This is a genomic window from Sphingomonas sp. RB1R13, from assembly GCF_036663775.1.
In the GTDB taxonomy this organism is placed as follows: domain Bacteria; phylum Pseudomonadota; class Alphaproteobacteria; order Sphingomonadales; family Sphingomonadaceae; genus Sphingomicrobium.
In genome coordinates this window covers 452,347-465,327 of the sequence record NZ_JAXOJM010000003.1, presented here as the reverse complement: position 1 = coordinate 465,327, position 12,981 = coordinate 452,347, and the positions used below count along the sequence as shown (strand labels likewise).

Genomic DNA, 12,981 nt, shown 5'->3' with positions numbered 1-12,981 from the left:
ACGAACAATGCGAGGCGTAGTCTTCACCGGCGACAGCAAACTGGAACTGATCGAGTTCCCCGATCCTACCCCCGGACCGCGCGATGTTGTGCTGGAGATCAAGGCATCGGGCATGTGCGGAAGCGACCTGAAGCTTTACCGCCCCCCCGCAGGCGCGGCATTCAAGGCGCTTGGACTGGTCGACAGCGGCGAGCCGGTGATCGCGGGGCATGAGCCGTGCGGCGTAGTCGCGGCGGTCGGCAAGGATGTCGACCCGCGCACCGTGCGCGTCGGCGATCGCGTCACGCTGCACCATTATCAAGGTTGCTGGACGTGCCCGCAGTGTCGCACCGGCTGGACGCAGATGTGCGATCGGACCGCGATGGTCTATGGCGTCACCGGCCATGGCGGCCACGCACCCTATATGCGCGCGGCAGTCGAAACAGTTGTCGCCTTGCCGGAAGAATTATCGTTTTCGACCGGTGCGGCGATCTCCTGTGGTACCGGCACTGCCTATGGCGCGCTGCTGCGCCTGAACGTGTCAGCTCGCGATACGGTAGCGATCTTCGGCCAGGGACCGGTGGGATTGTCGGCGACGCAGCTTGCCGCCGCGATGGGGGCGCGGGTGATCGCGGTCGACGTCAGCGCCGAACGCGCAGCTGCCGCGAAGGACTTTGGGGCCGCTCATGTCATCGACGCCAGTACCGGAGACCCGGTCGAGGCAATCATGGCGCTGACCAACGGCAAGGGTGCACCCAAGGCGCTCGATACCTCGGGTGCTTCGGCGGGCCGCTCGGCGGCGGTGCGCTGCGCTTCGGCATGGGGAAAGGTCTGTTTCGTCGGCGAGGGCGGCGACGTCACCCTCAACGTCAGTCCCGAAATCATCCGCAAGCAGCTGACCATCTTCGGGTCCTGGACAATCAACGGTGCCGCCCAGGCCGACTGCGTCCGCTTCATCGCCGACCACGGACTCGAGGTCGACAAGCTCTTCACCGATCGCTGGACGCTCGATCAGGCGGAGGAGGCGTACAAGGCGTTTGACAAGCAGGCGGCGGGGAAAGGGGTCTTTCTAAACTGACGATGTGACGCGCGGCGGCAGTGCAGTTTCACCACGCCGCGCCCATCTCACGCCAGATTCATCCAGACCGTCTTGCTGTAGAGATACTCCTCGACATGCCGCTGGCCGCCTTTGACGCCGTATCCGCTCATTCCCAGTCCCTCGGATTGCACCGTGGACTCGGTCGTGCCGTAGCAATTGACCCACATCATGCCTGCGCGGACGTCACGGGCAACGCGGTGGGCGGTGCCGACGTCGCGGGTCCAGACTGCGCCACCCAAGCCATATTGCGTATCATTGCCTAGCCGAATGGCTTCTTCCTCGGTGTCAAACGCGATGACCGAGGCGACGGGGCCGAAAATCTCCTCGCGCGCGGTGCGCATGTCGTTGGTCATCCCCGACAAGACGGTCGGCGGCACGAAAAAGCCCTCGGCCAGATCGCCGCCGAGCCGTTCGCCACCCGACGCGACCGTTGCCCCTTCGGCGCGGGCGATGTCAAAATAGTTGGTGACGGTGCTTAACTGTCTGCTCGAGACCAGCGGACCGAGTTGGGTTGCCGGGTCGAGGCTGTCGCCGACCTTGATCGTCTTGCTGAACGCCGCGAGGCGCTCGACGAATTCGTCGTAGATCGGCCGCTGGACGAAGACTCGCGTACCCGCATAGCAAATCTGGCCGCTATTGTTGAAACAGCCCATCCCCGCGCCGGGCACCGCGCGCTCTAGATCGGCATCGGCAAAGATGATGTCGGGTGACTTGCCGCCAAGTTCGACCGCGACCCGCTTCATATTGCCCGCCGACGCTTCGATGATCCGGCGGCCCGTTGCGGTGGATCCGGTGAAGGCGATCTTGTCGACATCGGGGTGCGCCGCGAGCCGCGCGCCAGCGGTCGATCCCCTGCCGGTCACGATGTTGACGACGCCGTCGGGCAGGCCCGCCTCCTGCATGATCTCGGCAAAGCGCAGCACGCCCAACGAGGCGTCCTCGGCAGGCTTGAGCACCAGCGTGCAGCCCGTCGCAAGCGTCGGGCAGACGCTCCACAATTGCGAGATCAGCGGCCCGTTCCACGGGATGATACCGCCAACGACCCCAAGCGGTGCCCGCAGCGTGTAGCTGAACATGTCACCGGGGAAGCTGTTGTGCGGTGTCGTGCCCGCCAGCGCCACGGCTTGCCCGGCGTAGAAGCGCAGGGCCTGGACGATCCAGCGCTTGTAGGTGCTCGTCCGTGCAATCGGTGCGCCCATGTCGAGCGTTTCGAGGACGCACAGATCGTCGAAGCGGCGCTCGAGCGTATCCGCGATGTTCAGCATCAGTGCCTGCCGGTCGAACGGCTTGAACCTTCCCCATGGCCCCTCGAACGCGGTGCGTGCGGCAGCAACCGCACGGTCAACATCCTCCGCCTCGCCCTCGGCCAGTTGTGCGATGACCTTGCCGGTCGCCGGGTTCACGCTGTCGAATGTCTCGCCCGACAAGGCGTCGACCCAATGGCCGCCGATCAGCATCCGTTTTGGCTTGCCGTCGAGGAAAGGGTGCGCGCGTTCGATCATGCGAAGACCATCTCCGCCTTGACCGGTTCGTTCGCCTTGGTGATTTCTGCTCCCACCTGCACGTGGCAAGACGGACAGGCGAAACGGCGAAGTACAATCGGCTCATCGACAAAATGGGCTGGATCGACATTGGACGGAATCGTCGTCGCCGGCGACTCGTTCATTAGCGCGGCTGTCTTGTAATCGCCGCCATAGCCGCAATAGCGATGCCCGCACTTGTCGCAGGCGAGAACGCGTTCCCCGTCCTGATCGACCGCCGCGATATAGGCGTGAATGCGTCGTGATGGCTCGCCCGTTGCCGGGATTGCCGGCGAGTCGTCGTTGACGCCCGACGCGTGCCACGATGCACGTTCACCATGCAGCTTGTTACGCAGTGCTTCGGTTGCGGGCTCATCGACGGTTCCGTCGGAGGCCAGCGCCACGCCGTAGATCGATGTCGCGGCATCGACTGACGTGTAGCCAAGGTCGACATCCCGCGCGACGCGAACCGGCTCGCGCAACAGTGGGTCGCCATAGCCACCGCCACCGCCGGTCCGAATCTCCATCACGTCGCCCGCATCGAGCGCGGCTCCGTTCGATTTCGCGCGCAGCGGCTCGGTCCGCTCGGCCTTCAGATCGTAGATACTGCCCGGGACGATCCGGTTGCGCGCCTTCTCGGGCAAATCGGTGTCATAGCTCACCAGATAATGCCCGGCGGGCGCGGGCAGGCCGCCGAACAGGCCGCCGCAGTTCTGCGCCGAGATGCACTGACCGCCGGAGTTTGTAACGACGGTCATCGATGCCGACCGGTAGGGCGTGATCGCCGAGCGCATGCCGTTGCCGCCGCGCCACTCGCCCGGGCCGCCGCCATCAGCGTCTTCCTTGCGATAGAGGAACAGCAGCGGATACCATTGCTCGATCAGTTCGACGTTGAGCACCATCGACAGCGGGCTGAACGTCGGGCCGCTGGAATCGACGCCATCGCCGAACGACCGCGCGCCCGATCCGCAGCCGAACGAATCCAGAATCGCCTGGCCGAAATACTTGCCGCGATCGTCATAGCCGATCAGGACGGGCAGCATGAAATCGCCGCACGGCGCGACCAAGTCAGGGCGAAGCGTGTCGTCGCAGGCCATCATCCGTGACAGGATCGACTGCACCGCGTTCATCATCGGAATGGTCTGGAGGATACCGCCGCTGACCGCTGTTGGATAATCGCAGCACATCAGCAGACCGGGCGTCAGGTCGTAATCGATCTGCCGCTCGCATCCGCCATAGGCGAACAATTGCGAATAGAGCATCGAGACCGAGATGATGCCGGTGATCGAACCAGAGAAGGATGTGAACGGAATGCCGTTGGTACCCGGCGTCTGCGCGTCGGTTCCGGCATTGTTGATCGTGATGCGGTCACCCTTTTTGGTGACGGTGAGTTGCGTGCGCTGCGTCGTGCGCTGGCCTGGCAGCGCTTCGTCGAGGTAGCGGATTTCGGTCCACGTCCCGTCGGGCACCTTGAGCAGAGTCTGGCGGAAACTCTCCTGCGCTTGATCGAGCATTCGGCGCATGGCCGCCTTCACGGTGTCAGCCCCGTAACGCTTGGCAAGTCCGATGATCTGGTCGCGCGCAAGCACGACGCCCGCGATCTGCGCGCGCAGGTCAAGTGCCACAAGATCGGGCATCCGCGACTGGCGCAGGTACAAAGCCTCCATCTCAGGCTTGATCTCGTCCTTCTCGACCATCTTGAACGGCGTCAGCACGACCGGATCGGAATAAACATCCTCGGCATTCTGCGGCCAGCCGCCGGGGACGATCCCACCAAGATCATACTGGTGTCCGGCATTCGCGACCCAACCGAACAGCTGCCCGTCGACGAAGATGGGTGCCGCGAACATCACATCCATCTGGTGGCAAGCGGCGATCCACGGGTCGTTGCAACACCAGATGTCGCCCTCGGCAATCCCAGGCTTGGCGCTGTGTGTTTCGAGAATGTAGCGAATGCCCAACGGCGCGCCCGCATTGAGGAACTGCACATAGGGCGCGTTGACCACAACTTCCGCGTCCTCGGTCAGGATCGACATGTTGAAGTCGAGCGATGCCAGCAGCGGCGATCCTGAAATGCGCGTGATCGTGTCACCATGCGCGAGGTTGATCGTCCACAGCTTCTGTCGCAGCACCTCGAACGTGACGGGATCGAGATCATCGCTGTAGGTCTTGTGGAGCCGCAGGTCAGGCGAGATCCGGTCCGTCCAGTCGGGCTTGGGCCGGTAGCTGTGCGTCCGCCCGTTCCAGTCGATCTGCGCTGCTTGTTCGCTAGGCATGTTCTGTCCTCTCAGGCGCTGGCACGGAGATCAATGACAACACTGCCGGTCGGGTCGATACCCGCCTCGCAGCCGTGTGGTACGACAACCGTCGTGTCCGGATATTCGATAATGGCCGGGCCCGCTGTCTTGAACCCGACGCGAAGCTGCGCACCATCATACACGGCTGTCGACTCGGCCTTGCCCCCACGCCCGTACCAGATAACGTCACGGGGTTTCTTTGCGGCGTCGCTTGCGACGTCACCGCCCTGCGGCCCGAGTTCGCCAACGCGCAGGTCGGACAGCTTGGCCGTCCCATGAACTTGCAGACTGGTGAGGCCGAACCCGACTCCGGCAAACCCGCTGCCTTTGCCGTACAGCCGTTCATATTCGGCTTCAAACGTCGCGACCAATCGCTCGACTGACGCCGCATCATAAACGCCACCTTCGGCTGACACCGCGACCTGGTTGATCTGTAGCTGGTAGCGCAGTTCGCCAAATCGGTGGAACTCGATCGCGTCGGCAGGGACACCCTGCTTCGCGAGCTTTTCGGCCACGCGCGCCTCGAGCACCGGCCAGCGCTTGTTGATCTCGTCCGGGTCAAACGGGCTGGACAGGCTCATCGCCGTCTGTTCGGTGACCAGCGCTTCGGAGGCCGAAATACCGAAGGCGGACCATCCTGCGGCCAGATCGCCCATCGGGATCACGACCGAGCGTGCACCGAGCTCGCGGGCAATCGATGCCCCATGCAGTCCTCCGCCACCGCCAAAGCCGTAGAGCGCAAAATCGCGCGGATCATGGCCCTGTTGCGTCAGCGTCAGCCAGATCGCATCGGCCATCTGGCTGTCGATGATCTGGAGCGCCGCAGCTGCGGTCTGTTTGCCATCGAGCCCCAACGGCGCACCGACGCGGGCCAGCGCAGCCTCGGCGGCGGCGGTGTCGAGCGTGATCTTGCCACCGAAGAAATAGGTCGGATCGAAAAAGCCAAGCACGACTGCCGCGTCGGTGATCGTGGGCTCCGACCCTCCGCGACCAAAGCAGACCGGGCCGGGCCGGGCGCCGGCGCTGTGTGGGCCGACCTTAAGCACCGCGCCTTCGGAGCGGATAATGCTGCCACCACCCGCGCCGACCGAACGGACGTCAAGCGTGGGCACGAAATATTCGTACTGGCCGTAGCTTGCGGTCGGACGACGCACCGGCGTGCCGTCATAAATCGTCCCGATATCCAGCGTCGTGCCACCAACGTCGGCGGTGATGACGTTGCGCCCGCCGCCGACTTCGGCTGCCTTGGCAAGGCTGGCGGCGCCGATCAATCCAGCAACCGGTCCCGAGCCGACGGTGAGCACCGGCACTTCGCGCGCATGATCGGCATCGATCAAACCCCCGGTGCACGACATGATTTGCAACGACTGCGTATAGCCATGCTTCTTGAGGTCGATCTCGAGGGCATCGAGGTAGAACCGCATCGGCGGCCCGATCAACGCATTGACGATCGTCGCGATCGTGCGCTCATATTCGCCGACGCGCGGGCTGACTTCGGACGAAATCGACACGAACATGTCGGGCGCGATTTCGCGCACCAGCTCGCGCAATCGCTTTTCATGAGTGTCGTTGACCGACGACCACAGCAGCGAAATAGCGACCGCCTCAACACCCTGATCGATGATCCGCCGGATCGACTCGCGCGCAGTGTCCTCATTCAGCGCGGTGAAGACCCTGCCGTCGAAAGTGATGCGCTCGTCTATCCCTTCGCACAGCAACTTGGGCACCAGCGGCACGGGCTTTTTCTGCTTGGCAACATGCGCAATCTCGATCGCCGGCTGATACTTCAACCGGTTGCCGGCCTTCATGATGAAGATGGTATCGGTGTGGCCGCGGCTAGCGAGCAGGCCAACGCGCGCGGTCTTGTGTTCGACGAGCGCGTTCGTGCCGACGGTGCAGCCGTGATAGACCTGCGCACTGGCCAGCATGTCTTCGACTGCGACCCCATGCATCTCGGCCGCGGCGCGGAGCGATCCGATGAACCCGGTCTGGAAGTCAGGCGGCGTCGATGATGATTTGCCGATCTTTACAACCGGTGCGCCGCCGTCGCCGGGGACCTTGAGCGCGACGCAATCGGTGAAAGTACCCCCTATGTCGACGCCTACGATGAATCGCACGGTGCATCCTCTCCAAATAAGCGTCGTGGACGTATGGTCCTACAATTGAACTTTGACTTCGTGGGCTATAGCTGTTTAGCTGTCAAGCCAGACCAGCCGAAATTAGAATAGGACTTCGGCGGATGCCCGACGACTGCTTCACTCGGCAATGCGCCATGCCATTTGGGCGAATACGGCATGCGCAGCAAAGGACTTATTTCCGATCCAAATCAACCCAAGTGCGCTTGCCTCGGTGCTTCCGCCGCACGGACTGACCCTCGTCTCGGGCTGCTCTGCGGAAAGCATTGCGCTTGCTGACGCAGTAGCGGGAGCCGGTGCGGCGTTGGGCCCGATGACCTTCTGCCAGATTGTCGTCGGCGGCCTCAATCGGCGTCGCTGGTCGGCTGGTCCGGATAGCCGGTTATTGACGTTGTTCCTGACCCCCGAATTGTGTGCCGAACCTGATGGGGTCGAGTTTTTGCCGGTCTGCTATCAGGACGCACTGGCTGAGCTGAGTCGTCGGCGGCCCGCCGCTGCCTTGTTCATGTGTGCCCCGCCGGACGCTACCGGCCACTGTAGCTTTGGAACCGAGGTCTCGTTCATCGCAGATTTGTGGAAGCAGATTCCGGTTCGCATTGCGCACATCAATCCAGCGATGCCGCGCACGCGGGGTGATGCCGGAATCCCATTTGGTCAAATCACCGCGTGGTTCGAGTTGGCGCAGCCGCTTCTTACACGTCCGGCGCCTTTGCCAAATCCGACGGCCAAGGCGATCGCTACCCATGTCGCGCCGTTTATTCGCGACGGTGACACGCTGCAAACGGGATTAGGGAAGATACCCGACGCGATTTGCGGTGCGCTGGCTACTCGCAAGCAACTGAAGGTCCACACTGGACTGCTCGGCGATGCCCTGATGACACTGATTGCGAGTGGGGCAGTCTGTAAAGCCGTCGCGGGGACCGCGATCGGAACGCAAGCGCTTTACGACCAACTGGATCATCCGGCGCTCGAATTCTGGCCGGTATCGGTTACGCATAATCCACGCAGACTTGCGGCCCTTGATCGTCTTGTAACGATCAATTCGGCGATTGAGGTGGATCTGTTCGGCCAAGCTTATGCAGAAATGACTGAGGAAGGATTCATGTCTGGCCCTGGCGGAGCGTCGGATTTTGCGCGCGGCGCGCGCGGGGGCGGCGGTATCCGTATAGTCGCCCTTCCAGCGACTTCCCACGGGAGAAGTCGCGTTGTTCCGGTTGGTCAGGGCCGCGGACCAGTTTCCTTATCGCGGTTCGACATCGATGTGGTCGTCACCGAATATGGAGCGGCTGACCTGCGCGGTTTGGATTACGCCACGCGCGCTGCGAGACTCATTGCAATTGCGTGCCCGTCAAACCGCGATTGGCTCACCAACGCATGGGCAAAATACACGGCAACCGCACGATGAGCATTCCCCGATTAGGCGATTAAAGCGATCGGTGCGCCGTCGGGTACAACGACCGATCCGCAGATGAACGATCCCGCATCCTTCGCCAGCGTGATGACCGGGCCAATCAGTTCGTAGATCCGGCCACGACGGCGCTCCGGAATCTTCGCAATTATCTCCTGTGCTGCGGGAATGTCGAAAATGTGTCGTTCACTTCCGTCTTGACCCATTCGCGTGCCAGCATCGAACCGGATGCCATGCTACACACGCCGTCTGCGAATAAATTCGGCACTGAAGCAAGCTACTTTTCGTGCAGCGGAACGCTCCTCGATAACCTTCGCATAACTTCCCAAAACCGTCATTGTCGTAACTTCTTCGGTCACGCGTTCACGCCAATGAATGTCTTTTTCTGAGCGAGAAGTCTTTCTCCATTCCACCGTCAACCCAGTCCCGCAGGACGTCCATATATTCGAACGGGCCGCCGCCATAATTGCTTAGCCAGATCGAATCGCGCTCATCCTTTCCCTCGTTATTGTAATAGCCCGGGGTGCATTCGTTCAGAAACGTGGTGTCCTTCATCGTTTTGTCTTTAAGCACCGCCATCCAACGCAGTTCGGCGTCGGGGGTGACGTCAAACGCTTCGACGCCCTTGTCGAGGCATTGCCTGACGACAGTCGCGAAATGCTCCGCCTGCCGCCGGTTCATGAAGGTGATGCTCCACGTGATGCCGGCCTGCTTGAGCCCGCTGATAACGCCCATGTTCGGGAAATTGTGGGTGAAGATGCCATGCAGCGTCTTGCGTCCGCCCTTCCAGTAATCGCCGAGCGAAATCCCGCCGACCCCGTGCATGTCGAACCCCGCCGTGCGGTCGGGCGGGGAGGCGACCTCGAAGCCCGATCCATAGATGATGCAGTCAACCTCATACTCCTGGCCATCGAAGACGATTCCCGTTTCGGTGATCCGGTCGAGGCCACGGCCGCGCGTGTCGATCAACTTCACGTTGGGCCGGTTGTACGTCTCGAAATAATTGTCGACGAACAACGGGCGTTTGCACATCCAGTTGAAGTAAGGCTTGAGCGACTCGGCGGTCTCCGGATCCTTCACGATGCGTGCGATACGCTCCCGCATCTCTTCCATTTTCTCATAGTCGGCGGTCTGGCGGCGCTCCATCATGTCTTCAAGGGTCTCAACGCCCGGCGCATTCATGGCCGCAGTCATCTTGCCCCAGTTGCGGGTCCAGCCGTCCTTGATCAGATCCTCTGTCTGCGGAATGGAATTGACGAAGCCCTCGAAATTGAGCGCTCGCTTTTCCCACCAGCCGGGCTGGAGCTTGTTCCACCAGTCCGGATCGGTCGGCTCATTCTCGCGATCGTCGACGGCAGCGGGGGTGCGCTGGACGACGTAGAGTTGCTTGCACGCTTCGCCGAGATAAGGGATCGCCTGCACCGCGCTCGCGCCCGTGCCGATGATCGCGACACGCTTGTCGGCAAGCCCCGTAAGGCCACCGGTACTGCCGCCCTTGGTATAGTCATAGTCCCAGCGCGAGGTGTGGAAGCTGTGACCCTTGAAGGAGGCGGCGCCGGGAATCCCGGGAAGCTTCGGCCGGCTGAGAATGCCACTTGCCATGCACAGGAAGCGAGCTCGGATTTCATCGCCGCGGTCAGTTTTGACGATCCAACGGCTGGTTTTTTCGTCCCAGTCAGCTCCGCTGACGCCAGTCTGGAGGTACGTTTTGTCGATGATCCCGGTCCGCTGCGCAATCCGCCGCGCGTGGTCGAGGATTTCGGGCGCACGAGCATAGCGTTCAGTCGGCATCTCGCCATGATCTTCGATCAGCGGCAGGTAGGTGAAGGCGTCGACATCGCAGCGACACCCGGGATATCGATTCCAGTACCAGGTGCCGCCGACGTCGCTGCCCTTTTCGATAATCCGGATGTCGCTGATTCCTTCCTTCAGCAGGCTTGCCGCCGCCAGCAGTCCGGAAAAGCCGCCGCCGACAATGGCGACATCGATGTCTTCGCTGACCGGGTCGCGCTCAAGCCTTTCCCCGGCGTACGGATCTTCGACATTGCCGATGAAGGGGTGATCGACCTCAACATATTGCGCGATGCCTTCAGGCCGCAATCGCTTGTCGCGTTCGGCCAGATATTTCGCGTGCAGCGCATCGCTGTCGATCTTTATCTGCTGGGTGTCACTCATGTCACTCTCCGCCATGATGGTGTTGAACGGTATCGGGGGAAGGTTCGGAGATCACGCCCTCGGCAAAAAGCCGCTCGATTTCATCGGCCGACATTCCCAGTTCGTTGGCTATTTCGCGGCTGTGCTGTCCAAGTCGGGGTGGTCTGCGGTGGAGTTCGAGCCGCTCGCCCGCAGCGCGCAAGGGCGTTGCGACGGTCTGGAAATCGCCATCGTGAAGAACCATGCCCGACGCCTCAGTGTGGGGATGCGCGGAAAGCTCGCCGAGCGAGTGGACCGGCGACGCCGGGATGTTGCGTTCGCCAAGGTCGGCAAGCCATTGTGAGCGTGTTCGCTCGCGGAGCAAATCGGCAACCAGCGCAACCACTGTCTCGCGGTTAGTCACGCGCTTCGCTCCCGTTGCAAAGCGCGGATCGGACGCGAGCTCTGGTCGTCTTACGAGGTCGCAAAAGCTGCGCCAGAAACCGTCATTGGCGATGCCCAGGATGATCGGGCGATCGGCGGTATCGAACGCCTGGTAGGGACAAAGGGATTCGTGGCCCGATCCGGGGCGAACGGGTTCGACGCCGCGCTGCCAGTAGCTCTGGAGAAAATAGCCGAGGAAGCCGACCGCCGAGTCGAACAGCGAAGCCTCGATCTTGACCCCGACCCCGGTTTGGTCGCGTTGTATCAGCCCTGCCAGAATGCCGATTACGGCGTGATATCCGGTAGCTTGATCGATCGGCGAAAACGGACTGCGCGCGGGCGGGCCGCCCGGTTCCCCGGTAAGGGACAACATGCCCGTGAACGCCTGAGCAATTAGGTCATAGCCCTTTTCGCCTTCCATCGGGCCCTTAGTCCCGTAGCCGGAAATGCTGGCGTAGACGAGCCGCGGGTTGACCGCGCGCATCACTTCCCAGCCGATCCCAAGGCGGTCGGCGACGCCGGGGCCGAAGCTTTCGACGACTACGTCACTTTTGCTGGCGAGGCGCCGGCACAATGCCAGCCCCTCTGGGCGTTTGAGGTCCACGACAAGGGCGCGCTTGTTGCGGTTGACGGCGACGAAAATAGTTCCCACGCCGTTTTCGTGCGGTGGCCATTCTCGTGTGTCGTCACCAGCCGGCGGTTCAACCTTGATAACGTCAGCGCCAAGATCAGCGAGGTATTGGGTGCAAAGCGGACCGGCGAGAATCTTCGAAAAGTCAAGCACCCGAACATTCGCGAGTGGCTTGAACGCTCCGCTGTCTGCTTGATGCCCGACCAATTTACTCTCTCCATTCACAGTGGATCTCTATGGTCCAACAATTGGCGTTGGTGACAATAGCGATTGGAAGAGATATGGCAACCGGTGATTGACAAATTTAGAGCCGGATTTCGTTGACGCAATCCGTAAATCTAGGGGGTAAGCATACCTGCCGGGCGCCGGGGAAGTCGCAATTTGGGTTATGTGACAATCGCAGCAGCCCCTCAGGCGTTGGTGCCGCGACAAAGCCTTTAATCCGCTACCTTACCCCTAGAGATAGTAATTTGGAGAACTGCTCGTATCGGTCCGTACGATTCATCAATATTCACCTCGACCTCGGCTCAGTCTTTATTTGGGGCTAACACTCGGACTTGCAGAACTTCGTGTGGTCCGCGCCAATGCGCGACCTCGCCGCGTAAGTCGGACTTTCGGACGTGGGGCTGAAGAAGATCTTCAATTCGCACGGAATGGCGGCCCCGCCGTAAGTTTACGGGAACAAGGTCCTTGTCGGGAAGCCGATGCCGAGTTGTCCAAGGGTCGCGGCACGCGGATCCGGCGAGCGAGGACGCGTCGGCCTCGGCCGCCGCTTCGCCGGTGTCCTAGCCGCTGCCGACTCGCTGCCCTCATCGGGCCCGTTCGCATCGGCCGCGGTACCCGAAGACCTCGGAGAGCTGCACAACCGCGAGCACAGGGCGATCGGCAAGGTCACAGTCCCTCGGACACTCTATCGCGTCTACCACGAGCTATCCCGCTTGCTCGCGCACTTGCTCCGGCAGGCCGAGGATTTGCGCGCTGCTGGACGGGGTCTGCGGCGCGGTCAAGGACGGCGCGCTGGCGGTCCATCGGGCCGATTTCGCGGCGTGGGAGGCCTGGGCGTCGGCTGAGGGTGACCGGTTCAACCCGGTGCTGTCGGGCCAGATCATGGCGCACTTGCTGCAACCTTCCGTCGAATGAAAGTTAGCTTCAAACCGGGTTTCATAACACCCCTCTTCCGACGGGATCCGTCCGCTTGGTCGACGTGACGTGGCCGCTAACTGCCGGTCGGCTGTGTAACGCCTAATCTGCTAGACACCGTGTCGATTGCCATTGCCTACGAAACAGGGAGCGGCATTAGTACTAGTCCTTGCTGCTTGCCTGAGTCAGCCGATC

8 protein-coding genes are annotated in these 12,981 nt (G+C 61.9%); 2 read left to right on the top strand and 6 right to left on the bottom strand.

Going from position 1 to position 12,981, the window contains the following annotated elements; translation table 11 throughout:
- Positions 1-7: 7 nt before the first annotated feature.
- Positions 8-1,057, top strand: a complete 1,050-nt coding sequence (locus U1700_RS11740; RefSeq protein ID WP_332752840.1) for a zinc-dependent alcohol dehydrogenase family protein — start codon at positions 8-10, stop codon at positions 1,055-1,057.
- 47 nt (positions 1,058-1,104) lie between these two features.
- On the opposite strand, the gene U1700_RS11735 is transcribed toward U1700_RS11740, so the two are convergent.
- Genes U1700_RS11735 through U1700_RS11725 form a run of 3 tightly spaced genes read right to left on the bottom strand, consistent with a single transcriptional unit; the run spans position 1,105 to position 7,012 of the window.
- A complete protein-coding gene (locus U1700_RS11735; protein ID WP_332752839.1) occupies positions 1,105-2,580 on the bottom strand; it encodes an aldehyde dehydrogenase family protein in 1,476 nt (491 codons plus the stop codon).
- Positions 2,577-4,874, bottom strand: coding sequence for a hydantoinase B/oxoprolinase family protein (locus U1700_RS11730; RefSeq protein ID WP_332752838.1), 2,298 nt, complete (start codon positions 4,872-4,874; stop codon positions 2,577-2,579). The genes U1700_RS11735 and U1700_RS11730 overlap by 4 nt, the downstream gene beginning before the upstream one ends.
- 11 nt (positions 4,875-4,885) lie before the next feature.
- The gene (locus U1700_RS11725; protein WP_332752837.1) at positions 4,886-7,012 is read right to left on the bottom strand and encodes a hydantoinase/oxoprolinase family protein; all 2,127 of its coding nucleotides are present in this window, start codon (positions 7,010-7,012) and stop codon (positions 4,886-4,888) included.
- 148 nt (positions 7,013-7,160) lie between these two features.
- On the opposite strand from U1700_RS11725, the gene U1700_RS11720 reads away from it, so the two are divergent.
- Positions 7,161-8,435 carry an acetyl-CoA hydrolase/transferase C-terminal domain-containing protein gene (locus U1700_RS11720; RefSeq protein ID WP_332752836.1) on the top strand — a complete coding sequence of 425 codons (1,275 nt, stop codon included), beginning with the start codon at positions 7,161-7,163 and terminating at the stop codon, positions 8,433-8,435.
- 11 nt (positions 8,436-8,446) lie between these two features.
- On the opposite strand, the gene U1700_RS11715 is transcribed toward U1700_RS11720, so the two are convergent.
- The 3 genes from U1700_RS11715 to U1700_RS11705 form a co-directional block, all read right to left on the bottom strand.
- Positions 8,447-8,644: a hypothetical protein gene (locus U1700_RS11715; RefSeq protein ID WP_332752835.1), complete on the bottom strand. Its 198-nt coding sequence runs from the start codon at positions 8,642-8,644 to the stop codon at positions 8,447-8,449.
- A 157-nt stretch (positions 8,645-8,801) separates the two neighbouring features.
- Positions 8,802-10,613, bottom strand: a complete 1,812-nt coding sequence (locus tag U1700_RS11710) for a flavin-containing monooxygenase (protein WP_332752834.1) — start codon at positions 10,611-10,613, stop codon at positions 8,802-8,804.
- A 1-nt stretch (position 10,614) separates the two neighbouring features.
- Complete coding sequence (locus U1700_RS11705; RefSeq protein WP_332752833.1) at positions 10,615-11,871, bottom strand: CaiB/BaiF CoA transferase family protein; 1,257 nt, start codon at positions 11,869-11,871, stop codon at positions 10,615-10,617.
- Positions 11,872-12,981: the final 1,110 nt, after the last annotated feature.

Bases quoted from the DNA above. Each gene is read 5' to 3' on its own strand.
- U1700_RS11735 (WP_332752839.1), bottom strand. From the start codon at position 2,580: ATGATCGAACGCGCGCACCCTTTCCTCGACGGCAAGCCAAAACGGATG.
- U1700_RS11715 (WP_332752835.1), bottom strand. From the start codon at position 8,644: ATGGGTCAAGACGGAAGTGAACGACACATTTTCGACATTCCCGCAGCA.
- U1700_RS11730 (WP_332752838.1), bottom strand. From the start codon at position 4,874: ATGCCTAGCGAACAAGCAGCGCAGATCGACTGGAACGGGCGGACGCAC.
- U1700_RS11710 (WP_332752834.1), bottom strand. From the start codon at position 10,613: ATGAGTGACACCCAGCAGATAAAGATCGACAGCGATGCGCTGCACGCG.
- U1700_RS11720 (WP_332752836.1), top strand. From the start codon at position 7,161: ATGCGCCATGCCATTTGGGCGAATACGGCATGCGCAGCAAAGGACTTA.
- U1700_RS11740 (WP_332752840.1), top strand. From the start codon at position 8: ATGCGAGGCGTAGTCTTCACCGGCGACAGCAAACTGGAACTGATCGAG.